The sequence below is a fragment of the Pseudoalteromonas sp. S3785 genome (assembly GCF_005887365.1).
Classification (GTDB): domain Bacteria; phylum Pseudomonadota; class Gammaproteobacteria; order Enterobacterales; family Alteromonadaceae; genus Pseudoalteromonas.
The window spans coordinates 1-25,966 of record NZ_PNCT01000005.1 but is presented as its reverse complement, the minus strand read 5'-3'; the positions used below and the strand labels follow the sequence as shown (position 1 = coordinate 25,966).

The window sequence follows — 25,966 nt, the reverse complement described above, 5'->3', positions numbered from 1 at the left end:
TACGAGTATGTGATTTTAAAAAACAAAAAACCCAGCATAAGCTGGGTTTTTACAATTCTGAAAGAAAACTAAATTACTTGATTTTAGCTTCTTTGAAAATCACGTGTTTACGAGCCTTAGGATCGAACTTTTTGATTTCCATCTTTTCAGGCATGTTACGCTTGTTTTTGTCGGTAGTGTAGAAAAAACCAGTACCAGCAGTTGAAACTAAACGGATTTTATCGCGCATGATTCAGTTCCTTAAACTTTTTCGCCGCGAGCACGGATATCTGTAAGTACCGCGTCGATGCCTTTTTTATCGATAATACGCATACCTTTAGTAGTAGTGCGTAGTGTTACAAAACGTTTTTCACTTTCAACCCAAAAACGGTGTGTTTGTAGGTTAGGTAGGAAACGACGTCTAGTCGCGTTTCTCGCGTGTGAACGGTGGTTACCAACCGTTGGACGCTTACCTGTAACTTGACATACTTTAGACATGTCTATATATCTCCAATAACTTCGCTCGAGCTTAATTTAACCTAAGGCCATGTATTTGTGCCCTAGATAAATCGAAGGGCGCTCTTTATACAGCTTTTACAGGCAAAGATCAAATACTGATCTATCCAACCAGCTCATATGTAAATTTGATAGCGGCTAATTATAAAGATCGAATGCCCTTAGGGAAAGTAAAAACTGCATTTAAATTAAACTAATTTGCCAAAACACCTCAAACAGCTCATTTTTAACACACTTATTCACCAAGCAAAGTTAAATCAAGCCTCGCTGTGCAAATGAAACACACGTTTCTCCTCCCACAATAATATGATCAAGCACATTTATGTCTACCAATTGCAACGCTTGCTGTAATTTTTGAGTGATAAGTTTATCTGCTTGGCTTGGCTCGGCAATACCACTAGGATGGTTGTGCGCCAAAATAATAGCCGCAGCATTGTTTTTTAAGGCCGCTTTTAGCACCTCTCTTGGGTAAACGCTGGCTGAGTTTATCGTGCCATAAAACAATATTTCGTCTTTTACCAAACGGTTTTGACTATCAAGGTAGAGCACCATGAACACTTCTTGCTGTAACCCACGCATTTGCAGTGTTAAATATTCATATACCGCATTTGGCGAATTAAACACCGCATCGCGCTGGCAGCGCTCCTGCATGTAACGCTGACTTAGCTCAAGCACAGCTTGCAATTGCACATATTTTGCCATCCCTAAGCCTTTTTGCGCACAAAACTCATCTTGGCTGGCGTTAAATAAATTATGCAATGTTTTATTTTCGTTAAGCAGGTGCTGCGCAAGCTCAATAACATTCATGCCAGGTAAACCCGTACGCAAAAAAATTGCTAATAACTCCGCATCGCTCAAGGCTTTAGGTCCTTTAGCAATGAGTTTTTCACGGGGGCGAAGTGAATTAGGTAACGAAGTTAATTGCATTATTCATCCTTGATGATTAAAAAACAGTCATATAACTGTAATGCAAATTTCAAAATTAGCCTGATTATTTAATCTTAAAAACTTAGCTCAAAGCACAAAGATTTGTTATTTTAGCCTACATATATACTCAAGCTGAAAACACTCATGACTAACTTATCAAACAAAAAAATTGTACTTGGCATCACCGGCGGTATTGCAGCCTATAAGTGCGCAGAGCTCGTTAGGCGTTTAAAAGACGCAGGTTGCGAAGTAAAAGTCGTTATGAACGAATCAGCTAAACACTTTATAACTCCATTAACCATGCAAGCAGTGAGCGGCGAGATAGTGTCTGACTCATTACTTGACCCCTCAGCTGAAGCTGCAATGGGCCATATAGAATTTGCAAAGTGGGCTGACTTAATTTTAGTCGCACCTGCAACGAGTAATACTATTGCCAAAATGGCTGCAGGCATTGCCGATGACTTACTAACCACGTTATTACTGGCAACCCCCGCAAAAGTAGCAATAGCGCCTGCAATGAACCAGCAAATGTATGCTCACCCTGCTACACAAGCTAATTTGGCAACGCTTAAATCTCGCAATGTATTAATTTGGGGCCCTGGCAAAGGCGAGCAAGCCTGTGGCGATGTAGGTGCTGGGCGCATGCTAGAGCCGCATGAGCTTGTAGCTTTGTGCACGGCCACAGAGCAGCTGCAATTATTAGCGGGTAAAACAATTACCATTACCGCTGGGCCAACACGTGAGCCACTTGACCCTGTACGCTTTATCTCTAATCACAGCTCAGGAAAAATGGGCTATGCCCTTGCACAAGCTGCGTTAGAGCTTGGTGCTAAGGTTAATTTAATTTCAGGCCCAGTGACTATTAAAGCCCCTGCTGGTGCTAATTTAATAAACATAGAAAGTGCTGAACAACTTTTAAACGAGTCATTAGCCTATGCCGTACATTCTGACGCTTTTATTGGCTGTGCAGCAGTTGCCGACTACAGAGCAGCGAATGTAGCTACTCAAAAAATGAAAAAACAAGGCGATGAGCTCACCCTTACCCTTGTTAAAAACCCCGATGTTATTGCCGCCGTTGCAAGCTTAGAGCAAGGCCGCCCTTATACAGTAGGTTTTGCAGCAGAAACACAAAATGTAGAGAGCTACGCAAAGGGTAAACTTAAAAATAAAAACTTAGATATGATTTGTGCAAATGATGTATCAAAAAGTGGCTTAGGCTTTAACTCCGATCATAATGCTTTAACACTTTATTGGCATAATCAAAGCGTAGAATTACCAGCAACAAGTAAAACAGAAATTGCGCATCAAGTGATCGAACAGCTCGCTAAACATCTATAAAAATGCTGGAAACAAACTGAATAAAACATTAACATAAGCCACTCATTTGAACAGAAAATGACTAGCCCCAGCTAAAAATAACAAATAAAAAAGGAAGGTTCATGCCTGCGACAAAAAGAAGTAATCGCAAAGAGCAGATACTGCAAGCCCTCGCGCAAATGTTAGAAACCAGCCCAGGACAACGGATTACAACTGCAAAGCTTGCTGCTGAAGTGGGCGTGTCTGAAGCGGCGCTTTACCGTCACTTTCCAAGCAAAGCACGTATGTTTGAAGGCCTAATAGAATTTATCGAAGACACACTTTTATCGCGCATCAACCTTATTTTAGAAAACGAAAAAGAAAGCCAAACACGCGTTTATAATATTTTATTATTACTACTCACCTTTGCAGAAAAAAACCCAGGAATTACACGTATACTTACCGGCGACGCCCTACAAGGCGAGCAAGAGCGTTTACGCGAACGTGTACAAGGTTTATTTGAAAAACTAGAAACGCAATTTAAACAAGTACTGCGCGAGCGAAAGCTTCGTGAAGGAAAAACCTTCCAAAGTGACGAACTTACCCTGGCTAACTTTTTACTAGCCTATGTTGAAGGTAAAATGAACCAGTTTGTACGCAGCGACTTTAAAGTAAAGCCAAGCTCTCAATTTGAAAAACAATGGCCTGAACTACAAAAAATTTGGCTATAACACAAATTTACTCACTTCGTTTAAGCGCGGTACTTAATCGCGCTTAGCTTACCCCCTTTCATCCCTTTTCTTATACCGCTTATCTGATCCGCTCGAAATATAAGCCAAACTCGTTACAATGGTTGTTACCCTAAAAGCACCGTAAAAACGAGAATCAATAATGAAAACAACGCTCACCTTTTTAAGCTCTGCACTTATAGCAAGCTTAGCGAGTTCCTCTGCTTTTGCTCAGCAGGCGTTAGCATTTAAAGATGTATTTGATTTTAAATACGCTAAGCAAACGCAACTTTCTGAAAACGGAAACATTCTTAGCTTTAGCGCCAAACCATATCGCGGAAACGCCAGTGGCCAAGTTTATAATTTAGCTACAAACACCCTATTAAGTACTGTAGAGCGTGGCACTAAGCCTGTTATTAATAAATCAGCTAACTGGGTGGCCTTTACACAAGTGCCAACACTTCTAGAGCAAGAGACCGCTAAAAAGAAGTCTGAGCTAAAAAACAACCTTATACTCATCAACACTCAAACAGGCGAAAAACAACAATTTGCCGACGTTAAAGATTATGTATTAGCTGATAATGGCCGGTGGCTTGCTTACAGAGTTGATCAAAAAGCTGAAAAAGACGAAACCACCGACAATAAAACAGAAGAAAAAAGCGAGATCACGCCAGATAAAAAAGATAAAAGCTTTGAGCTGGTTATTGTCGATTTAAAAAACAATACAACACATAGCATAAATAATGTATTTAGTTACGCCCTAAACCCTAAAGCCAGCCAGTTACTCGCAAGCCAAAGTTACAGCGATGGCAATAATAATCAAATTGTACTACTTGAACTAAACAACAACTTTGCACAAAGTGTACTAATCGATGAGCCTGGTGTTGTTGCGCAAACAATTGTGTGGCACCCAAGTAAAGATATTGCAGCATTTAGCTTAGGTAATTATGTAAATGACGATACACGCCGTAGGCAATATGAACTAAAACTTTGGCAAAATAATACCCTTAGCACTATCGACTCCCCTAATAAAGACTGGGTAATAGGTAAAACAGCAAAAATTACATTCTCCGAAGATGGCGAGCGTTTATACTTTGAAAACCACCCAAAACTTGCTGCAAAAGTAAAAGCAAAAGAGTACACCGACCAAGCGTCATTGTATGACTTTGACACAATTCGTGAGCATAAAGGGCTGAAAGTTTGGCACAATAACGACGCTCAAATAAAACCACGCGAAGAACAACAGTGGAACAAGGTAAATAAAAACCGCCATTACAGCGCAGTTTTACATTTAGATAGTCAAAAAACAGTACAGCTTAGTAATGAAAAAGTGAGCGATTTAGCGCTTAACACTAACCGTAGTCAAAGTGTATTAGGCTATTCAAACCAAGCACATCTTGAAAAAATAATGTACGGCGGCTTTTTTGCCGACTACTACAGCATCAATGTAAATACTGGTGAGCAAACAGTCATTGTTAAAAACTCACCGTTTACACCAAGCCTTGCGCCAAATGGTCAGTACGCTGCTTATTTTGCTAATAGCCAAGCTCAGCTTAAAAATTTAAAAAATAATAAAGTAACCGCGCTTAGCAAAGCCATTAATGCCACCTTTGCAGATGACAAGCACGACTACCCGTCAGCGCAGCCTGGTTATGGGTTTGCCGGTTGGTTAAATAACAGCAGCCAAGTATTAGTGTATAGCAAATACGATATTTGGGCGTTTGATGTAAATACGCAGCAAGCAACCCAACTTACAAACGGTAAAGATACAAACACCCAATACCGCGTAATTCAGCTAGATAAAAACCTAGTTGGCTATAATAAAGACGACACGTTGCTACTATCAGCTGTGAACTTACAATCAAAACAGCGTGAAGTTGCTAAGCTCGACTTAGGCTCAAACACAGTCACTAAAGTACTTAACGGTAATAAACGCTTTGATGTAGTTAAAAAAGCAAAAAATGCCGATAAATACCTATTTACCGAGCAAACTTACCAACAATTCCCTGATTACTACCAAACTGATTTTAGCTTTTCAGCGCCTAAAAAGGTGACTCATTTAAACCCACAAATTGCTGATTTTGCCTGGGGCGAAAAGCCAGAGCTAATTAGTTATAAAGGCTTTGACGGCGAAGACCTACAAGGGGTATTAATTAAACCTGCAGGCTACAAAAAAGGCGATAAAGTACCGGTTGTTGTATACTTTTACCGCTATATGAGCCAGCGCATGTATGATTTTCCTAAAATGGAGCTAAATCATCGTCCTAACTTCCCTATGTTCACCTCAAATGGTTACGCTGTATTTTTGCCTGATATTCGCTTTGAAATAGGCCACCCAGGTAAATCGTCAACGCAAACCATGATAAACGCCACACAAAAGCTTATAGATTTAGGCATAGCCGCCCCAGATAAAATAGGCCTACAAGGGCACTCATGGGCGGGTTATCAAAGTGCATTTATGATCACTCAAACAGATATGTTTAAAGCGGTTGTATCCGGCGCACCGGTATCAAACATGACCAGTGCGTATAGTGGCATACGTTTAAAGTCGGGCCTTGCACGTCAATTCCAATACGAAACAGGACAAAGCCGTATAGGTAAAAACTTATTTGAAGCACCCGAGCTGTATATAGAAAACTCACCAGTGTTTTTTGCAGATAAAGTAAATACCCCTATTTTAATTATGTTTGGCGATAAAGACGATGCAGTGCCTTGGCACGAAGGCGTGCAATACTACTTAGCACTGCGCAGAGCGGGTAAAGACGCGACCTTTTTACAATATGAAGGCGAACCACATCATTTGAAAAAGTTTCCTAATCAGGTCGATTTTTCAGTACGTATGATGCAGTACTTTGATCATTACTTAAAAGGCAAGCCAGCCGCTAAGTGGATGACAGAAGGTGAACCGTTCGTTGAAGAGTAAGTAATACTCAATAAGATCTTTTATAAAGTTCTAGAGTTAGTTTATTAGTTAGTCTTACGACTCTGTTAGGGCTTGTTGCAGCTTGCTATACAATGCAGCATGCCCTTTACCAAGCATAGTGGCGTTTCTATCAATTTTACTAAGCCATTCTTTCGCTTGTGCCTTTTTACCTATTTGTAAATATACCTGCGCTAAGCGCAAGCTATAAATAGCGTGGTAAATACTTTGCGGCTCTGTGTAATCAAACGCTTTTTTATAATAGCTAATAGCCTCTTTATAATTTTTATTTTGATGATAACTGTAAGCTAAATTACCACTCGTAAGCACTATTTTAGCGACATGATTTGTGCTTTTTATGGCGTTATAGGCCATTAAATTACTACGTATAGCTTGCTTGTATTGCTGCCAATTTAAGTAAATATGCGCTTTGTTAATATGCAGCTCTAAATGAAAAATAGGATCATTGTTTTTTGCAAAGCGCTGCTCGGCATCTATTAGCAAACGCATGGCGGCTTTTTTACTTCCAAACACATAGTGCAAGTTAGCCAACTCCACCAGCCTTAGCGGATCGCCAAACGCATTATAAATACCGTCTAACTGGGTAAATGCTTTTGCTGCATACGCTTTAGCCTCTGCTTTTTTGTCAATATAATTAAGTGCTTTAGCGTAATAAAAATACATTTGTAGCTTAAATACATCGGGCAGCTTATCTTGCTCTAAAAACGGAGTAATTGCGTTAAGTAAGTTTTCGAACTGTTGGTAGTCGTAGTAGTAATCAAATTGGTAGGTTTTTAGTTTAAACCATTGTGCAGGATTACCTTGGGCTTTATTAAGGCGCGTTTCAATATAAGTTAAGCAGTGTGTTTGGGGCTGTTGCAAGCAAAACACTTCATGATCGCTGTAGTTTTCAGATGCTAATGCATTAAAACTGGTAGCGGCAATACTTAACAGCAAAAATATACGCACTGATATTACACTCTTCAAAGTTACCTTTAATTAAGAGTGTAATATTTTTATCTCGCCTATCACAATACGCAAAAATACTTATGCGTATTGCCCACATGCAAACCCACAACTCCACGCATATTGGAAGTTATAGCCGCCAAGCCAGCCTGTTACATCGGTTACTTCGCCTATAAAATATAAGCCTTTGGCTTTTTTAGCTTCAAAGGTTTTAGAACTAAGCTCGCCTGTATCAACGCCGCCTAACGTTACCTCAGCGGTACGATAGCCTTCTGTACCATTAGGTTTTATTTGCCACGCGTGAATATAATTTACCAGCTCATCTATTTGGGCATGGGTAAGTTGATTAACATTACAATCTGGAATGGCTTTGCTGTCGTGCAGTATGTCTATAAAGCGTTTGGGTAAAATAGTTGCCAGACTATTTTTTAATGACTTTTGAGATTGTGTCTCTCGCCAATCGGCCAGTTGCTGTTTTAAATCGAGCTCAGGGAGTAGGTTTATAGTAACTGCCTGCCCTGCTCGCCAAAATGAGCTTATTTGCAATATAGCAGGGCCCGAAAGACCACGGTGGGTAAACAAAATATTCTCTTTAAATACTGTGCCGTCTTCGCTTGACACTTCGCACGGTATGCTAATACCCGAAAGCCCTTCAAAGCGCTCTTTATCGTGTTGATGCAAAGTAAATGGCACTAGCGCCGCCATGGTAGGTAGTACGTTTAAGCCAAACTGCTCTGCAATTTTATAACCTATAGGAGTGGCGCCTAGTTTGGGCATTGTTAAACCGCCCGATGCGATAACTAACGACTCGCATGTTAAGATTTCTTGCTCTGTAGTAACGCTGTAGCCAGACTCAGTTTTAGAAACGCTTAACACTTCGCTGCGCAATTTAATAGTAACACCTGCCCACTCGCATTCAGTAATTAGTATATCGACTATATCTTGCGCGCTGTTATCGCAAAAAAGCTGGCCTAAAGTTTTATGGTGATAAGCCAAGCCATGACGGTCTACCAGCTCAATAAAATCGTGTTGCGTGTAACGGCTTAAGCACGATTTAACAAAGTGAGGGTTACTGCATAAGTAGTTCTCTGGACTGGCATTTTCATTGGTAAAGTTGCAACGCCCACCGCCACTGATTAAAATTTTTCGGCCTGGTTTTTTCCCCATATCAAGCACTGTAACGCTGCGCCCGCGATAACCGGCCTGTGCTGCACTCATTAATCCGGCTGCACCAGCGCCAATCACAATTACATCTACTTGATTCATTACTTTACCTTACTAAAAAATTTGCTCGATTATAGCAAAGTTTAGCTAAACACCCTGAACAGAATTTATTGTTAATTTTATAGCAACAAATGTAATTACGCTTAATTACCCTCCATATTAAAGCAGTTAAAATCACTAATACTTAAACCTTATTTTGTTATTTAATAACAAATACTAAAATGCTGCAAAACCGCTAACTGCCTAAGTTATAACCAAAAGAAATAGGTACATAAGTAATTGGTATTTTAAAGAAGTTAACAGATCATTTACCTTTGTTTCTGTTTCGTAATCAAGCATTACGAATTGACTAATAACAACTAGGGATAATTATGACAACAAGTAAATCATTTAAGCGGTGCGCTATCGCGCTCACTATTAGTACGGTATTTGCAGCATCTGCAAGTGTTGCTCAAGATGTTTCAACCTCAATGGCAGAAACCTCAGCCAAGCTACAAACCCAAGCGGGCTTTGAAACACAGTTTATTATTAAATATAAAGATAGCGCGAGCGATATGTTAAGCATCTCGTCAGCTGACGCTAGCCCCGCAAATATGAAAAAGCGTGCTCAGCGCTTTGTAAAAAATTTCGCTTCTAAAAAAGGCAAAGTGAAAGCGAAATATATTCGTGCAATGGCCCTTAATAACCACCACGTTATGCGCGCAGATAAAAAACTGAGCGCTGCAGAAGCACAAGAATTTATGCAAGAAATGGTTGATTCTGGCAATGTTGAATACATTGAAGTGGATCAAATGTTAAAACCATTTGCAACGCCTAACGACCCTCGTTACGGCGATCAATGGCACTACTACGAGCAAGCTGGCGGGCTTAACTTACCTACTGCTTGGGATACAGCAACGGGCAGTGGCGTAGTGGTTGCGGTACTTGATACTGGCTACCGCCCACATGCTGATTTAAATGCTAACATTTTACCGGGTTACGACATGATCTCTAACCTATCGGTAGCAAACGATGGCGGCGGTCGCGACAGTGACGCACGTGATCCGGGTGATGCTGTAGTTGCTGGCGAATGTGGAAATAACGGTGCACAAGGCTCAAGCTGGCACGGTACGCATGTAGCAGGTACGGTTGCGGCTGTTACTAATAACGGTGAAGGTGTTGCCGGTGTGGCCTATGGCGCTAAAGTGGTGCCTGTACGTGTACTTGGTAAATGTGGTGGTTTAACATCCGACATCGCAGATGGCATTATTTGGGCATCTGGCGGAAGTGTATCAGGCATTCCTGCTAACCCAAATCCTGCTGATGTAATTAACATGAGCTTAGGTGGCAGCGGCTCGTGTAGCTCTACCACACAAAATGCCATTAACACGGCACGCAGTAATGGTGCTGTTGTGGTTATTGCTGCCGGTAATGATAACGATAACTCAGCAAACTATAACCCAGGTAACTGTAGCGGCGTTGTCAATGTTGCCTCTGTAGGACGTAACGGCGGGCGAGCATATTATTCAAACTACGGCAGCAATATTGATGTTGCAGCTCCGGGCGGCGCACAAAGCTTTGCAAACGATTCTGAAGGGGTTTTATCAACCTATAACTCTGGCTCATCTACACCATCAAACGATAGCTATGCGTTCTCTCAAGGTACATCAATGGCGGCGCCTCATGTTGCCGGCGTTGCTGCCCTGATAAAACAAACTAAACCAAATGCGACCCCAGATGAAATAGAAAGCATTTTAAAATCAACCACCCGCTCTTTCCCTGCAACGTGTACAAGTTGTGGTACGGGTATTGTTGATGCAGCAGCCGCAGTAGCTGCAGCAAGTGGCGGTACAACACCGCCTACAGGTGGCGATAACGAACTGACAGATGGCGAAGCTAAAACAGGCTTAAGCGGTGCTGCAAGTTCACAAGCGTATTACACAATGACAGTACCAAGTGGCGCAACGAATGTGACATTTACTATGAGTGGCGGTAGCGGCGATGCAGATTTATACGTGCGCGCTGGCAGCCAACCAACGACATCAAGCTACGATTGTCGTCCGTATAAAGGCGGTAATAGCGAAGAATGCTCTATTGATAACCCAACAGCTGGTACATACCATGTAATGCTGCGTGGCTATTCTGCATACTCTGGCGTTAGTTTAGTGGGTAATATTACAGGAGGCTCAACAGGTGGCGGTTCAACTACACCAGAAGCCGGTGGCGGCACGGTAAGCGATGTAACGGCTACAACAGGTAATTGGAAGCACTACACTTTAGATGTGCCAGCAGGAATGAGTACATTTACAGTCACCACCTCAGGTGGTACAGGTGATGCTGACTTATTTGTTAAATATGGCAGCCAACCTACCGCATCTAGCTACGATTGTCGCCCTTATAAAAACGGCAACGCAGAAACATGTACATTTAGTAATCCGCAAGCGGGTACATGGCATTTAAGCGTTAACGCTTACAGAACCTTTTCAGGTTTAACTTTAAGTGGCCAATACCAGCCATAATTAAAATGGCCCTAAGTGCATGCACTTAGGGCCGTCATAAATCGATTATAATGCTTCTAACACAGACTCAGCACGGCTCACTAAAAACTCTTTGTCTTTTTCAACAAATAAACCGCTTACTACGTTGTCATCAACAATCATTGCATAGCGCGTAGAACGTGTACCACCAAAACCGCCGGTGTCTTTATCAAGGCCTAATGCTTTAGTAAAACTGGCATCGCCATCTGCAAGCATATCAATTTCTTGCGCATTTTGAGACTCTCCCCATGCTTTCATTACAAACGCATCGTTTACTGATACACAGTAAATTGCCGCAATACCTTTCGCTTTAATTTTATCACTAAGGGTTATAAATTCAGGTAAATGCGCATTTGAACAGGTAGGCGTAAATGCACCGGGTACAGCAAAAAGCACAACCTTTTTACCGTTAAAAAGCTCAGCGTTAGTGTGAGTTTGCATGCCTTCGTCTGTTAGCTGCGTTAATGTCACTGCAGGTAACGTTTGGCCTTGTTCAATCATGATAAATCCTTAAGCATTTGATTAATGTACTCACAGTATAACGTTATAAAGCACGCTTAAAAGCAAAGTTTTAATGCTGAATTTACAAACCGAGATTCGCTTTTATCGTCTGCATTTGTTGCTGAAGCTGAGCGCGAATATCGTCAACCAGTAGGCTTGATTCACTTACTTGGCCTTTCATGCTTTGCATTGACTGACTAAAGTTATCCAGTAAAGTACTTTGTTGTTTAGCCAACTCCATGGCTTCAAAGGCCACCTTGTTGGCTTGCTGAGCGTTGTCGGCCACGCCTTCTGAATTTACTTTTAGCTCTTGTGCATTTTGTGTTTGCGATTGTGCGCCATCTGCCAAGGCCGCAATTTGTGTAGATACTGTGCCCGAATTTTCGCTCAGTAGTGTGAGTTGCTCATTAATATCGCTCAATGAGCCTTGAGTTTGACGGGCAAGCTGGCGTACTTCATCAGCTACAACAGCAAAGCCTCGGCCATGCTCGCCAGCGCGTGCTGATTCGATTGCTGCATTTAACGCGAGTAAATTTGTTTGTTCGGCAATATTACGGATCACTTCAATAATTTGCCCAACGCCTTCAACCCCCGCAAGCAGCTCTTGTAGGTTTTGCATACTTTGCTCAACCCGTGTTTGCGTATCTGAACTGGCACTTAGCATGCTTTGTGCAAAGCCTAAACTTTGCTCCATAGCACTAAACGTGTGTTGGGCGTTATCTGCCACTTGGGCATTAATATTATTTACCTGCTCGCCGATTTGCTGCATAAAATCATTTACCACTTTTAGCATTTGGGCACGCGCTTGTGCCTCTTTGCGCTGTCGCTCAATTAATAAATTAAAGTAACTGGCTATTTCGCCAACCTCTGTTTTTGGGTTATTACTTTTAATATTTTTAAGCTCGTTACTTTCAATTAAAAAGGCAAACCCGTCTCTTAGTTGCCTTAATGGGTTCAGCACTTGGTTACGCTGTACAATATAAACACCCGCGGCTAGCATTACCAAAGCGCCAATAGCAAAACAAAATACCCAAAATACGTTTTCTTTTAGCACCCCTTGTGCGTGTTTTAGTTGCTGCTCTGCATTAATAACGGTTTTAGAGAGCAAGCTAATTTGCTCACGTAATTCATCAGTGCCCGCTTCACGCTGTTGTGCTTGCGCTATTGTATTAGCTAAATCGCGGGGGTAACGGTTAGGCCAGCTTATAATTTCAGATTTTATTTCATCGGCCAAATCTTCAGCTTCTTCGTCAAAAAATAAAGCATCCTCGTCAACTTCGCTCATAACACCCAAATTAGGGAGTTGCTCTATTTTAGCTGCCAACGCATTTAAATTAGCAATACTTTGCTGCAAACTTTGTTCAGTATTGCTGTCGTAGCTTACGACTAGTTGGTAAGTAAATAAGGCAAGGTTGGTCACCTCATTATAATAATCAGCGCCAAGTGTGTAATAAGCTTGCGGATCGCTATTTTGATTAGGGGACTTATTTGCATAACCAATCAGTGACGACCCTGAGCCGGCCATTTGGCGAATTGCATTATCAAGTAACGCCGTTTCGTTGCCCGATAATTTACCCAGCGCTCTGTACTTACCTTTAATATCGGTATCTAACGTACTTAGCTGCTCGTTTAACTGCTCAGCAAGTACCGAGGGGAGCACTGCGAGTTGCTGTGTTTTTACTTGTTCAATTAGGGCTGATGATTGATTTAAGTACTGGCTATCACCTTGTTCTAGATAACTGCCTAGGTCACCGGCTAAATCCACTAAAATCGTGTTTTTTAATTTACTGTATGCGCTGTCTTGTTGCTCAAGCTTAAGTAAAGTTTGGCTTGCCCAAAATAGTGTGATGGCCAATAAAATACTAGCAAGCGTTAGCAAAATAGCTAATAACCGAGTAAAAGAAGAAACGCGCATAAATAACACCCCCTATTGTTTAAGCGCGTAGACTATTAACTATTTATGACAATTTTATGTAACTCAGAGAAAACACGTATTTTTGCGGCAAATATACGAGTAAAGGCTTAGCGATCACATTATCAAACAAATCGACTTAATTTATATGCTCTTAAAGATAATAGATGCGGATTAATTACAAGGTGAGAATTTTATCACTTGGGTGAGTAAATTAAATAGCCTTAATACAGCTATTTATTAAAGCGCTGTGTATTAGCTAACGCCAGGCACAAAAAAACCGCGACCAGCGCGGTTTTTATTTTATTGTGTTAATTAAAGGCCAGCACGGTCTTTAATTACAGCAATTAACGGTGAACCACCGTGGCCATTGCCTTCAGCCCACGCTATATCAGCGCCATCAGACAGTGCGCTTTTTGATAAGTTTTTAACTATATACTCGCCAGAATCGACAGCGTTACTAGCTACAGCATGGCGAAGTAAGTTATTACCGTTACATTGAATAGCATCGTAAATATTGCGAATTTTTACACGTGAGCTTTTTAGTTTACTACGTAAACGGTTTTTATCATCAGCTGCGATATATTCACAAATAGATACTGCTAATTGGTCATTGGCTTTAGCAGGCACGGTATACATTAACGAACCAGCAGCAACGGCTGTAATAACAATTAGCTTTGACAATTTAAACATGAAACACCCTTTATGGTACTTTTTACCTATGTTGATTGTCTAATATTGTACCAACCTACTGTAAGTTTCGCAATAATGTTAATCTTTTTTATATAAAGTTACGAATTTATAACTATATTGATTCTTTTCATCGGGTTTATTTGACTGTTCGTCGACGCTTTCCCACGTTGCTACCGCTTGGTAATCTGGAAACTGCGTATCCCCTTCAACCTCCAAATCTATAAAGGTTAAATATAAACGTTCAGCACTTGATAAAAACTGCTGATAAATATTACCACCGCCAATAATCATTACCTCCTCTTCGGCTTTAACCAGCTCCAGCGCTGCCTCTGGGGTAGTAACCGTCTCAATACCTTGAGCGCTATACTGGCTATTACGGGTAATAATTATGTTACGACGCCCTGGTAAAGGGCGCCCAATTGATTCGAACGTTTTACGCCCCATAACGACGGGCTTGCCTGTTGTTACCTTTTTAAAATGCTGTAGATCGGCGGGTAAATGCCACGGCATTTTATTATCAAGACCAATTACACGGTTATTTGCCATAGCGGCAATCATTGAAATTATCACATTAAATACCTAGTACTTTATTCTTAAAAATATAAAAAAAGGAGCTTGAGCTCCTTTTTTAAAAATATGTTTTTATTAACGCTCGTAGACCACTTCTACATCGTAGTCGTCTTCGTCCCAGTCGTCCCAATCATCGTCGTCATTCTTAGTCGCTTTTTGATGGTAAGTATCCCACTTAAACTCAACTTCCTCGTCTTCGATTTCTTCGAATTTCTCTTTAGGCATACTATCAAGTAACGCCATAATATCGTGAATTAACGGCTGAGTATTAAGCTTATTAACTGCAGAAATACGGTAAACGTTTTCTTCCTCACCTAGCTCTTGCGCAATTTGCTCACACAAGGCTTGCGCTTCATCTTCTGGTAACAAGTCTATTTTATTAAACACTAACCAGCGTGGCTTTTCTGCGAGCTTAGGGCTGTATTGGTGTAGCTCGTTAATAATGGCAAATGCATTATCAACAGGGTTTGAACCATCAACAGGCATAACGTCAATCACGTGTAACAAAACACGACAACGCTCTAAATGCTTCAAAAAGCGAATACCAAGGCCTGCACCATCTGAGGCACCTTCAATTAAGCCCGGAATATCAGCTATTACAAACGATTTGTTAGCCTCTGGACGCACAACCCCTAAATTAGGAATCAGCGTGGTAAACGGGTAATCAGCTACTTTTGGCTTTGCTGCCGATACACTACGAATAAACGTTGATTTACCTGCATTTGGTAACCCTAAAAGGCCTACATCAGCAAGGAGCATAAGCTCTAACTTAAGATTACGAACCTCGCCTGGTGTTCCCAACGTTTTTTGACGCGGAGCACGGTTGGTACTTGATTTAAAACGTGCATTCCCCAAGCCATGGAAACCACCTTTTGCAACCACAATTTTTTGACCATGCTGCGTTAAATCGCCTAACGCCTCTTGGGTATCTACATCGGTAATACGTGTACCAACAGGTACTTTCACTACTAAGTCTTCGCCCTTCTTACCTGTACAGTTACGGCTTTGACCATTAGTACCACGCTCTGCACGGTGAAAACGCTCAAACTGGTAGTCAATTAGGGTATTTAAGTTTTCATCAGCTTGTAGATAAACACTACCACCGTCTCCACCGTCACCGCCGTCCGGGCCACCGTCGGGTACATATTTTTCTCGACGGAAAGACACGACACCGCTGCCGCCGTCACCAGCTTCTGCGCGAATTTCTACTTCATCTACAAACTTCATGATTACTCACTTTAGGGATTGGCTTTAATTTAACTATTATATACCCAAGCCAACACAAATGCAGGCTTGGGTATATATTTGATACATCTGAAAACAAAAAACCCCGCAAAGGCGGGGTTTTTTACTACCTTACTGATTACTCAGCTACGATAGTTACGTATTTACGGTTTAAAGGACCTTTTTGTTCAAATTGAACTTTACCATCTGCTTTTGCGAAGATAGTGTGGTCTTTACCGATACCTACGTTTGCGCCAGCGTGGAAACGAGTACCACGTTGACGAACAATGATGCTACCCGCTAGAACTGATTCGCCACCAAAACGCTTAACACCTAGGCGTTTGCTTTCTGAATCGCGACCGTTACGAGTACTACCAGCTGCTTTTTTATGTGCCATTTCTAAGTACCTCTAATTAAGCGCTAATGCCAGTGATTTTAACTTCAGTGAACCATTGACGATGGCCCATTTGCTTACGAGAATGCTTACGGCGTCTAAATTTAACAACCTTAATCTTCTCACCGCGACCATGTGAAACAACCTCAGCTGTTACTTTACCACCGTTTACGAACGGTACACCGATCTCGATTTTCTCACCATCAGCAACTAAAAGTACTGAATCAAATTCAACTGCTGCACCAGTTTCAACGTCTAATTTTTCAAGACGAATCGTTTGACCTTCAGTCACACGATGCTGTTTACCACCACTTTGGAAAACCGCGTACATAATTAACTCCGTCTGTGCGCCCTCAAATCGACGCAACTAAAATATTCTTCGATAGGGCGCGAAGTTTACGCTAATGCATAAAAACTAGCAAGCCTATTTTGTAATTAAAATGAATAAAAAGTAGCTGCATTGAGAGCAATTCAATATTTCCCCCATTTTATATTAAATTGCCCTGTTGCCAAGCGCTTTTTAGCGTAAAAATAAAATAAATTTCCGTGCAGCGATGCCTGCTCTAGAACCTACCAACTGAATAATAAACACCCACAAAAAGTCTATTAAATACACAGTTAAATACGCTAATTAAGCACTAATTCAGGTTTTTAACTCGGTTTTTTTAATGAATCGTCACAAAATATCGAGCTAGTGCATTTTTTGTTGTACAATCGGCGCCGTTCACACATAAAAATTGGCTCGGAGATCAATGGATATAAAAGCTATCCAGGCGTTAATCGAAAGCGATATGAATGACGTCAATCAACTTATACACGCGCAAATGCGCTCAGATGTGGCGTTAGTCAATCAACTTGGGCTGTACATCGTTAACAGCGGTGGCAAACGCGTACGCCCTATGCTTGCTCTATTGGCTGCAAGAGCTTTGGGCTACCAAGGTAAAGATCACATTACCTTAGCAACAATTGTTGAATTTATTCATACTGCAACGCTATTACACGATGATGTTGTTGATGAATCTAACCTACGCCGTGGTACACCTACTGCCAATGCCGAATTTGGTAACGCTGCCAGCGTGTTAGTTGGGGATTTTATTTACACCCGCTCGTTTCAGCTGATGGTGGGACTTGGTAAAATGCAGATTATGCAAGTACTTGCTGATGCAACCAATGTTATTGCCGAGGGCGAAGTATTGCAGCTTATGAATTGCAACGACCCTAACACTACCGAAGCAAGTTACATGCAGGTTATTTATTCTAAAACGGCTAAATTGTTTGAGGCCGCTACAGGGCTTGCGGCTATTATTACCGAGCAAGATAATAGTGTGCTAGATGCGCTTAACTTATACGGTATGCACTTAGGTACTGCTTTTCAATTAGTTGATGATGTGCTTGATTACAACGCAGACGCTAACCAGTTAGGTAAAAATATTGGTGATGATTTAGCAGAAGGCAAACCTACCTTACCATTAATCTATGCTATGCAGCATGGTAGTGATGAGCAAAGAGCCCTTATTCGAGATGCTATTGAACATTGCAATGGTATGGATAACCTTGAGGCTATTTTAACGGCTTTAAAAGAAACCAAGGCGCTTGAATTTACAATGCAAAAGGCGCAGCAAGAAGCAGATAAAGCGATAGCCTGTTTAGACTTTTTAGCTGAATCACAGTATAAGCAAGCATTAATAAGCCTAGCGCGTATTGCTGTAGAGCGAGATCACTAAGGCCATAGCCCTTAATTAGTAAAGGGTAATAATTTTCGAGCAATAAAAAAGCCTGCATATGCAGGCTTTTTTGTATGAAATTTGGCTATTACGCCATGAAATCGACACCTTCTTTGATGTCTTTTTTCAGCGTTTCAAGCATATCGTTTTTAGCTTTTTCTTCAAATGCGCTTAGCTCGCCGTAAGAAAGAATTTCTTCTACGCCGTTTTTACCTAAACGTACTGGATGAGCAAAGTACTCTGCATCACCATTTTCAACAGCAACGTATGCGTAATCTACTACGTCTTCACCTTGTAGGCCTTTAACTAAAGACATACAAAAACGTGCTGCAGCAGCACCCATAGAAAGTGTAGCTGAACCACCGCCCGCTTTAGCATTTACTACTTCAGTACCAGCATTTTGGATACGTGGAGTTAGTGTAGCAACTTCTTCTTCGGTAAAGCTTACGCCTTCAACTTGAGAAAGTAGAGGAAGAATAGTTGTGCCAGAGTGGCCACCAATTACGGGTACTTTTACTGATGCTACGTCTACGCCTTTAAGCTCAGCAACAAATGCTTCTGAACGAATTACGTCAAGCGTAGTAATACCAAATACGCGGCTTGCATCGTAAGTACCTGCTTTTTTGAATACTTCAGCAACGATTGGCACAGTGCCATTTACTGGGTTAGTGATAACACCCACTAATGCTTTAGGGCAGCTAGCAACAATGCCTTCTGCTAATGTTTTGATGATACCTGCGTTTACGTTAAATAAATCCGCACGATCCATACCTGGTTTACGTGGCATACCCGCTGGGATAAGTACGATATCACACCCTTCAAGCGCTTTATTTAAATCGTCTGCGCCAAAACCTGCTACTTTAACATCTGTAGGGATGTGTGATAGGTCAACCGCAACACCTGGTACAACTGGTGCAACATCGTAAAGTGATAATTCAGAACCAGCTGGTAAACCTGTTTTTAATAATAAAGACAACGCTTGACCGATACCGCCTGCAGCACCTAATACAGCAACTTTCATTGGAATTCTCCGTAATTTGAGGTAGGAAATATTTGTGGCTCTTAAGATAATGAAATTAGCGACTAAAAACAAATTTATCCTGCTTATTTCAGGTATATTTTCGACCATAGTTGTAAACTTTGTTGGTTTATCGCAGTAAACTGGCAAGTTAACTAAACAACTGCTGCATAATTATTCATTTTTGTGTAGAATTTGCATTATAAATAACAAAAATGAATAAAGACTATGCAACCTCAAGACAAACAAGAAGCACTGGTAAAAGCGTTTAAAGCACTTTTAAAAGAAGAGAATTTTGGCTCGCAAGGCGAAATAGTCGAAGCATTAAAAGAGCAAGGCTTTGACAATATAAGCCAGAGTAAAGTGTCGCGTATGCTTAGCAAGTTTGGCGCTGTGCGAACCCGTAATGCTAAACAAGAAATGGTGTATTGCCTTCCCGCAGAAATGGGCGTACCAACAGCTAAAAGCCCACTGCGCCAGCTTGTTATTGATATTATGCATAACGAGATGATGATTATTATTACCACCAGCCCAGGCGCAGCGCAGTTAATTGCTCGTTTGTTAGATTCTTTAGGTAAAGCTGATGGTGTTTTAGGCACAATTGCTGGGGATGACACTATTTTTATTGCGCCTGCAAAAATTTCTGAAATTGACATTACGCTTGAGCGCGTACGCATTTTATTTGATACGGTTTAAAGCTGTTTTAAAAAACTAACTGACGGTGCAAAAAACGCTGAGCCCATATCGGCTTGAGTAAAATCAAGCCAATGGTCGTAACACTCTCCTTTTCCTATGCGGCTGTTGAGTACCTTTTCAAACGCACTTCCCGATGCAGAGCATGTAATACTTAGCATACCTTGCTCATAAACATCGCCATACGGCATGCTTTGGTTAAGCAATATTGCTTGGCCGCTCTCATTTTTTAGCTCACTTCTAGTGGCGTGGCTAGTATCTACCTTAGGCTCAATTAAAGTGTTATCTAAACGCGTGCGCCCCATAATATGCTCTTGCTCGCTGAGTGATAAATGCTGCCATACACTCAAGTCATGCTTATAACGCTGGACATGAATATAACTACCTTGGTGCTCAAAGCTGTCGGGCTTATTAACCAGTGCCGTGATTCGTTTTTGCCGCCCATGCGGGGTGTCGCCTGCGTAAATAAAGCCGTTAAAGTCTCGCCCATCTAAAAACCTAAAGTTGCGAATTTGTTCAACCAGCTCTACATCGGGCGAAAACAACTTTAATATTTGCAATGCAAAAAGGTGATTAACATCTTCTCGGTCTGAGCGAATTTGGATAAATAAATCACAGGGCTGTACGCGCATAACAAAATCGCTGTGATTTATATTAGGAAAGCTTTGCAGCTCGCTTGGGATATATTCAGGTAGTATATGCGGCCAATATTGCGCGCCTATGGCCACCATGCAAGAGAGCATGGCCTCCGAGAACTGATCACTAAACTCTTCTTCAATTGCGCTTACGCGCTTAAGCTTTGCGCGCAATGACTCGTCTTGACCATCAAATACATTAAAAAATAAATGCAAACCGTGTAAGTTTGCTTCAGCACAAATCCCAGATTGCGCTTGCGCCATTGTTATTCCTTAGCTTTATAAAACACAGCGAATAACACGTTTGTTATGATTCGAAAAAATTCACCGTGTGAGGTTTTATTTTTATTATAACCTGCTCATTTATTTCAAATGACTGGCCATATTGTGCGGCAACTTCAATCTCTTGATCTGCAATTAAAACAGTGTAAACATAAGCAGAACCTATAAACCGACGGCTTAAAATGCTCACACTTTGAGGATTATCAGCCTGCGTATTTTGCGCAAGCTCAATATGGTGCGGACGTATATACACCAGCCCTTTTATTGCACTGTGCTTATGTTCTTGCTGCGATTGAACAACACCATAAGCGGTTTCGTATTCAGTTGCCGTTAACACTTCTGCGCCTAAGTATATGCCCTGACCCAGAAACTCTGCAACCTCCTTTGTCGCTGGCTTGGCAAAAAGCTGCTCCGGCGTACCTTGTTGGGCTATTTTTCCTTGATGCATTATGGCCAACGTGTCCGAAAACGCAAAGGCCTCTTCTTTTGAGTGGCTAACAAACACCGCAGAAACCTGCTGCGCTTTAATAATGCGCCGAATATCAGCAATTAACTCAAAACGCACTTGTGTATCTATGTTCGAAAAAGGCTCATCAAGGAGCAATAAGCTAGGTTTATAAGCCAGCGCTCGCGCAATAGCGACACGTTGCTGCTGGCCACCTGAGAGTTGATGAGGGTAGCGTTTTGCACAGCCAGTTAAATGCACCAGCTCCAGCATTTCCTCTACCCGGTGCTGTTTTTGAGCTTTACTTATTTTACTTAGTCCAAATGCGATATTATCGGCCACACTGAGGTGCGGAAACAGAGCATAATCTTGAAACATCATCCCAATATTACGATGCTCTGGAGAGACAAATGTATCCTTATCGCTTACGCATTTGCCCTCTATAGATACACTCCCCTGCTTTACTTCAATAAGGCCAGCAATGGCTTTTAAGGTGGTTGTTTTACCGCAGCCACTGGCACCAAGTAAACACACTATTTCATCTTGACCCACCGTTAAATCCAAATTGTTTAACACCGGTGTGCCATTGTAGTGATAACCTACACCTTGTAAATTTAAACGGCTCATTTAACTGTGTTGCTCCATAGAACGGTTAATAAAATACAAAGGGATCAACCCAACCAAAACAATAAATAAAGCGGAAATAGAAGCAAGCTCAAGCTGTTCATCGCTCACATATTGAAATACGTGTGTAGCTAAGCTTTCAAAATCAAAAGGCCTTAATAGTAAAGCGGCTGGCAGCTCTTTCATACACTCAATAAATACAAGTAATGCTGCCGTTAAAAGCCCTCGTCGTAATAAAGGAAGATGAACTAGACGCAGTGTTTGCCCTTGGCTTTTACCCATAGATTGGCTAGCCATATCTAGTGATGGGCTAATACGTACAAAACTCGATTCTATCGCACCATGCGCTATGGCATAAAAACGCACTATGTAAGCCAATATAATAGTGACAATGCTACCGGTCAGTAATAAACCTATATCGAGGTTGTAGCTCTCAAGCGCTGTGTTTATTGAGTTCTCTAATACGCTAAGCGGTAATAACACTGCAATAGCCAGTACCGTACCTGGCAGTGCGTAGCCGGTGCTTGCTAAGCGACCTGGTATTAAAGAGTAGCCTTGCTTTGCCACGCGCTGATAAAAAACGATTAGTGTAGCGAGTATTATGCTGGCCACACTGACAATAATAGCTACTTTTAGACTTTGCCACGCGTAACTAAAAAATGCGGTGTTCCACGCTTTATCAAAGTAAGTTATTGCATAATTTAGCAACACAAACATAGGTATAATAAAAGCAATGAGTAAAATAACACTGCAAAATGACGTAGCCAACCATGCATGTTTACCTTTAAGTTTATACAACGACTCGCTATTAACGCCCGACTGGCGCTCAAACACGGCCTGGTTACGCCGACTAAAGCGCTCCGCCATTAACGCTAAAAATAGCAGTAACAACATAACGCCTGATATTTTTGCTGCAGCTGTGAGTGAGTAATAACCAAACCATGTATCGTACACTGCGGTGGTTAATGTGCTCACTGCAAAGTAGCTCACCGTTGCATAGTCGGCCATGGTTTCCATGCTAATAAGCGCAAGGGCAGCCACAATTGAGCCACGAGAGAGTACTATGCTTACCTTAAAAAAGCTTTGCCAAGGCGATAAGCCCATTAATTGGCTCGCTTGCACTAACTTAAATGACTGCTCTCGCAGTGCGGTTTTAAAAATTAAAAATAAATACGGATACAGCACAAGTGCAATCATCACGATAGCGCCTGGCAAAGTGCGAATATCAAAAAACCAATAATCCGTTGGCGAGTGCCAATCAAACCAGTCTCTAAGGGCAATTTGAACCGGGCCTGCGTAATCTAGCAAGTCGGTATACACATAGGCTATTAAATAGGTAGGCATTGCAAGGGGCAGCATAAGCGCCCATTCAAATTGCTTTTTTCCGGGGAAGGAGCAATACGCGCTGAGCCAACCAAGCGGTAGCGCAATTGCACAGCTAAGCAGGCATACGCCAAAAATAAGCAATACAGTATTGGTAATATAATCCCACAGCACGGTATCCCACAAATGAGAAAATACTTCTGAATCGCCTTGTAAAGATTCATATATCAAAAAAAACAGCGGGGCCGATAATAAAAGGCCTGTCGACCAAGCAAAGAGCTGCCATTTAGACAGCTTAAATATTAAATTCATTAAAGGTCGAACTTCACCTCATCTATTAGCTTAAGGGCTAACGGACGATATTTACTGATCTCATCAAGTGCTAGGCCATCTTCTTTAAAGCTCCCCCAAGATGCAACTAAGCTTGATAGCTCAACACCTTGCTTAACTGGGTACTCCATATTTACAGAGGCATACATGTTCTGTGCTTTGGTTTCGCTCATAAACTCAATAAGTTTAAGGGCATTATCAGGATTTTTTGCATACTTAGTAATAACAGCTCCCGATACATTAATGTGTGAGCCGCGATTTTGCTGATTAGGGAAATTAATATAAACAGACTCAGCCCATGCTTTTTGTTCGTCGTCTTGAAGCATTTTGCCAAGGTAGTAGCTATTTCCTAAAGCAAGGTTGCACAAACCTTCTTTAACCGCTTTGACCTGCGCGCGATCATTGCCTTGTGGCTTACGTGCTAAATTAGCTTTGACACCTTCTAGCCATGTTTTAGTTTTTGCCTCGCCATGGTGAGCAATCATCGAAGCAACCAAGCCAAGATTATAAGGGTGCTTACCAGAGCGGGTACAAATTTGCCCTTTATACTGAGGGTTTGCCAAATCTTCGTAGGTAAGTTCAGGTAATGCACCTAGGCGCTCTTTTGATGAGTACACATTACGTATTCGCTTAGTTAACGCCACCCACTGCCCACCGCTATCTCTGTATGATGCGGGGATATTATTTTTAATACGATCGCTGTTAATACTTTGCGTTAAATTTAGGTCTTCTAGCTGAATGAGTGCACTAAAGTTAGATGTTAAGACTAAATCGGCTTTACTGTGTTTTCCCTCACGCTTAACGCGCTCTATTAACCCTTTTTTTGCAAAAACTACATTCGTTTTAATGCCCGTTTGTTTTGTAAAATCGTCTAAAATTGGTTGAATTAGAAACGGTTGACGAAAAGAGTAAATATTAACAACATCACTCGCAAACGCAGGTGAAATGCTAATAATACAGGTGAGTATAGCCAATGCAGTTCTCATATCAGTGTACCTAAATAGTCTTTATTTACAGGGAATTTTATCGCGATAAGTGAAAATATACACTCTTTACATAAATGTAAATAAGTAATTAATGTACAAAACAGAAATACTGCGTAAGACATCTCTTACAGGGGTGACAGCTAATGAGTAAAAAAAGCGATAACAACTAGTTAGAATTACTATAAGGCATTGTTTTTAATTAATATTATTAAAATTCTCATATTTTATAAGTAAATCTATTACCGTTTTAACCTATTTTAGTTGCATCAACACGCTACAATTACTACATCAACCAAGCAGTGATGCTTATCGAGTAAATGGAAATGGACTGCTTACTCGAACAACCAATGATTAGGTTACTACGGACAACACGGAAATTAGGACAGGCTCAGGATGAGTATCGCAATGGATTGTTGCACAAAGGAACGTATCAGGATGATATAGTAAGGATAACAACATCGGATAGTTGTTTAACAGGAAGTTACATGGAATTAAATGGACAGGCCCTTGAGGCAACGCAATGGAATTGTAAATTAACGGACTGCACTAGGACGTGCTAAAAGGAATGGGTAATAGTTTTTACCAATACAGGATGTACAGGGATTTAAAGGAGATAGGCCCGGATAGCCTAAATTACATAGAACTAAAAAGTAATATCGTAATCACATGGATAAGTAAAAATTGGAGTTGATTAAGTTCAATTGCAGGATGCAAAATTAGAAGATTCCGCAAGCGCGCCTAGAGATAGAGCGCGCTTTTCTTTGTCTAAAATTAAGTTATTGTGGCCTGCCCTTATTTCGCTTGCCAAGTAAGTACGCATCACGAAATTTTATAAAGTGTTGTTCAAGCTTTAAGGCGGCATCTTGCTCACCTGCGAGCGCTAACACCATAATGCCTACCTCAGCAGTGCCTAACTGATAAGCGTGAGGTGCAACGCGTAAACGGTAATCTGATAGTTTATCAGCCGTGATCGACAACACCGGTAAATTATCAAGATACGGACTTTTGCGGATCATTTTTTTAGCTTCACGCCAAGTGCCATCTAAAAATATAAATAATGGCTTTTTACCAGGCGTAATATTTACTTCGGTGGTTGCTCTGCCCGGCTCTACATCTTCAGCTGGAAATATCACCATAGGTTGATAATCAGCGTTGTTTAATAAGGCTAATAGCTCAGCGCTTGGCGCTGTTCTATCCCATCTGAATGCATAGTTATCTGGGACTATTTCAGCTATTAAACGCCCTGTGTTTGAGGGTTTAAAACTTTCGTTATGATACATTAACAAACACACCCCAGCATCGCACTGCGCTTGCTCTACACCCTCACATATACAGTAATGCTTAGCTATTAAACATTGCTCACAACGTTCCATTTTACCACCGCGGGCATTAAACTCACGGCGCGATTCGCTAATTTGCTGAGCACGTAAAACTAATACTGAGTTATGTTGGGGATTTTTCAAGGGGGCTATTACCTAAAATTTGTTCGGCGCGTATTGTAGCTAAAATAAAAGGGAATAGATATCAGCTATCAGCTATC

At 41.3% G+C, this 25,966-nt stretch carries 24 protein-coding genes; 6 read left to right on the top strand and 18 right to left on the bottom strand.

Annotation, left to right across the window (positions count from 1 at the left end):
* Positions 1–73: 73 nt before the first annotated feature.
* From rpmG to radC, 3 genes are all read right to left on the bottom strand, one after another.
* Complete coding sequence (gene rpmG, locus CWC17_RS01580; RefSeq protein ID WP_004587947.1) at positions 74–229, bottom strand: 50S ribosomal protein L33; 156 nt, start codon at positions 227–229, stop codon at positions 74–76.
* A gap of 11 nt (positions 230–240) precedes the next feature.
* Positions 241–477 (bottom strand): 50S ribosomal protein L28, encoded by a 237-nt coding sequence (rpmB, locus tag CWC17_RS01575; RefSeq protein ID WP_004587946.1) that lies wholly within the window; start codon positions 475–477, stop codon positions 241–243.
* A 270-nt stretch (positions 478–747) separates the two neighbouring features.
* Positions 748–1,422: a RadC family protein gene (radC, locus tag CWC17_RS01570; protein WP_055017537.1), complete on the bottom strand. Its 675-nt coding sequence runs from the start codon at positions 1,420–1,422 to the stop codon at positions 748–750.
* 144 nt (positions 1,423–1,566) lie between these two features.
* Here radC and coaBC point away from each other — a divergent pair, with 144 nt between their 5' ends.
* The 3 genes from coaBC to CWC17_RS01555 all read left to right on the top strand — a co-directional run bounded on the left by coaBC (position 1,567) and on the right by CWC17_RS01555 (position 6,369).
* Positions 1,567–2,760: a bifunctional phosphopantothenoylcysteine decarboxylase/phosphopantothenate--cysteine ligase CoaBC gene (gene coaBC / locus CWC17_RS01565; RefSeq protein ID WP_138611914.1), complete on the top strand. Its 1,194-nt coding sequence runs from the start codon at positions 1,567–1,569 to the stop codon at positions 2,758–2,760.
* A 101-nt stretch (positions 2,761–2,861) separates the two neighbouring features.
* Entirely contained in the window at positions 2,862–3,449 is a 588-nt protein-coding gene (slmA, locus tag CWC17_RS01560; protein WP_004587943.1) for a nucleoid occlusion factor SlmA, read from the top strand.
* Between the two features lie 160 nt (positions 3,450–3,609).
* The gene (locus CWC17_RS01555) at positions 3,610–6,369 is read left to right on the top strand and encodes an alpha/beta hydrolase family protein (protein ID WP_138611913.1); all 2,760 of its coding nucleotides are present in this window, start codon (positions 3,610–3,612) and stop codon (positions 6,367–6,369) included.
* A gap of 54 nt (positions 6,370–6,423) precedes the next feature.
* On the opposite strand, the gene CWC17_RS01550 is transcribed toward CWC17_RS01555, so the two are convergent.
* Complete coding sequence (locus CWC17_RS01550; protein ID WP_249935873.1) at positions 6,424–7,335, bottom strand: tetratricopeptide repeat protein; 912 nt, start codon at positions 7,333–7,335, stop codon at positions 6,424–6,426.
* A gap of 78 nt (positions 7,336–7,413) precedes the next feature.
* Positions 7,414–8,598 (bottom strand): BaiN/RdsA family NAD(P)/FAD-dependent oxidoreductase, encoded by a 1,185-nt coding sequence (locus CWC17_RS01545; protein WP_138611911.1) that lies wholly within the window; start codon positions 8,596–8,598, stop codon positions 7,414–7,416.
* Between the two features lie 329 nt (positions 8,599–8,927).
* On the opposite strand from CWC17_RS01545, the gene CWC17_RS01540 reads away from it, so the two are divergent.
* Positions 8,928–11,054: a S8 family peptidase gene (locus tag CWC17_RS01540; RefSeq protein WP_138611910.1), complete on the top strand. Its 2,127-nt coding sequence runs from the start codon at positions 8,928–8,930 to the stop codon at positions 11,052–11,054.
* A 45-nt stretch (positions 11,055–11,099) separates the two neighbouring features.
* Here CWC17_RS01540 and CWC17_RS01535 read toward each other — a convergent pair whose 3' ends face one another.
* The 7 genes from CWC17_RS01535 to rplU all read right to left on the bottom strand — a co-directional run bounded on the left by CWC17_RS01535 (position 11,100) and on the right by rplU (position 16,697).
* Positions 11,100–11,573 carry a peroxiredoxin gene (locus CWC17_RS01535; RefSeq protein WP_138542175.1) on the bottom strand — a complete coding sequence of 158 codons (474 nt, stop codon included), beginning with the start codon at positions 11,571–11,573 and terminating at the stop codon, positions 11,100–11,102.
* 82 nt (positions 11,574–11,655) lie between these two features.
* The gene (locus CWC17_RS01530; RefSeq protein ID WP_138611909.1) at positions 11,656–13,488 is read right to left on the bottom strand and encodes a methyl-accepting chemotaxis protein; all 1,833 of its coding nucleotides are present in this window, start codon (positions 13,486–13,488) and stop codon (positions 11,656–11,658) included.
* 312 nt (positions 13,489–13,800) lie between these two features.
* Positions 13,801–14,178 (bottom strand): DUF3718 domain-containing protein, encoded by a 378-nt coding sequence (locus tag CWC17_RS01525; protein ID WP_138542177.1) that lies wholly within the window; start codon positions 14,176–14,178, stop codon positions 13,801–13,803.
* 78 nt (positions 14,179–14,256) lie between these two features.
* Complete coding sequence (gene folA / locus CWC17_RS01520) at positions 14,257–14,748, bottom strand: type 3 dihydrofolate reductase (RefSeq protein WP_138542178.1); 492 nt, start codon at positions 14,746–14,748, stop codon at positions 14,257–14,259.
* 75 nt (positions 14,749–14,823) lie between these two features.
* Positions 14,824–15,975 (bottom strand): Obg family GTPase CgtA, encoded by a 1,152-nt coding sequence (gene cgtA, locus CWC17_RS01515; protein WP_055014271.1) that lies wholly within the window; start codon positions 15,973–15,975, stop codon positions 14,824–14,826.
* A 136-nt stretch (positions 15,976–16,111) separates the two neighbouring features.
* Positions 16,112–16,369, bottom strand: a complete 258-nt coding sequence (rpmA, locus tag CWC17_RS01510; RefSeq protein WP_004587922.1) for a 50S ribosomal protein L27 — start codon at positions 16,367–16,369, stop codon at positions 16,112–16,114.
* Between the two features lie 16 nt (positions 16,370–16,385).
* The gene (rplU, locus tag CWC17_RS01505) at positions 16,386–16,697 is read right to left on the bottom strand and encodes a 50S ribosomal protein L21 (RefSeq protein WP_004587921.1); all 312 of its coding nucleotides are present in this window, start codon (positions 16,695–16,697) and stop codon (positions 16,386–16,388) included.
* A 421-nt stretch (positions 16,698–17,118) separates the two neighbouring features.
* Between rplU and ispB the strand changes: the two genes are divergently transcribed.
* Positions 17,119–18,090: an octaprenyl diphosphate synthase gene (ispB, locus tag CWC17_RS01500; RefSeq protein WP_138611908.1), complete on the top strand. Its 972-nt coding sequence runs from the start codon at positions 17,119–17,121 to the stop codon at positions 18,088–18,090.
* Between the two features lie 88 nt (positions 18,091–18,178).
* Here ispB and mdh read toward each other — a convergent pair whose 3' ends face one another.
* Positions 18,179–19,111 carry a malate dehydrogenase gene (mdh, locus tag CWC17_RS01495; protein WP_055017551.1) on the bottom strand — a complete coding sequence of 311 codons (933 nt, stop codon included), beginning with the start codon at positions 19,109–19,111 and terminating at the stop codon, positions 18,179–18,181.
* A gap of 225 nt (positions 19,112–19,336) precedes the next feature.
* Between mdh and argR the strand changes: the two genes are divergently transcribed.
* The gene (argR, locus tag CWC17_RS01490) at positions 19,337–19,804 is read left to right on the top strand and encodes a transcriptional regulator ArgR (protein ID WP_004587918.1); all 468 of its coding nucleotides are present in this window, start codon (positions 19,337–19,339) and stop codon (positions 19,802–19,804) included.
* Here the strand turns inward: argR and CWC17_RS01485 are convergent.
* From CWC17_RS01485 to CWC17_RS01465, 5 genes are all read right to left on the bottom strand, one after another.
* The gene (locus tag CWC17_RS01485) at positions 19,801–20,700 is read right to left on the bottom strand and encodes a Dyp-type peroxidase (RefSeq protein WP_055017552.1); all 900 of its coding nucleotides are present in this window, start codon (positions 20,698–20,700) and stop codon (positions 19,801–19,803) included. The two genes, argR and CWC17_RS01485, sit on opposite strands and share 4 nt — an antisense overlap.
* A gap of 43 nt (positions 20,701–20,743) precedes the next feature.
* A complete protein-coding gene (locus tag CWC17_RS01480; protein WP_138611907.1) occupies positions 20,744–21,790 on the bottom strand; it encodes an ABC transporter ATP-binding protein in 1,047 nt (348 codons plus the stop codon).
* On the bottom strand, positions 21,791–23,422 hold the full coding sequence (locus CWC17_RS01475; RefSeq protein ID WP_138611906.1) for an ABC transporter permease: 1,632 nt from the start codon (positions 23,420–23,422) through the stop codon (positions 21,791–21,793).
* A complete protein-coding gene (locus CWC17_RS01470; protein WP_138611905.1) occupies positions 23,422–24,426 on the bottom strand; it encodes an extracellular solute-binding protein in 1,005 nt (334 codons plus the stop codon). The genes CWC17_RS01475 and CWC17_RS01470 overlap by 1 nt, the downstream gene beginning before the upstream one ends.
* A gap of 776 nt (positions 24,427–25,202) precedes the next feature.
* Entirely contained in the window at positions 25,203–25,889 is a 687-nt protein-coding gene (locus CWC17_RS01465) for a tRNA-uridine aminocarboxypropyltransferase (protein WP_138611904.1), read from the bottom strand.
* Positions 25,890–25,966 lie beyond the last annotated feature (77 nt).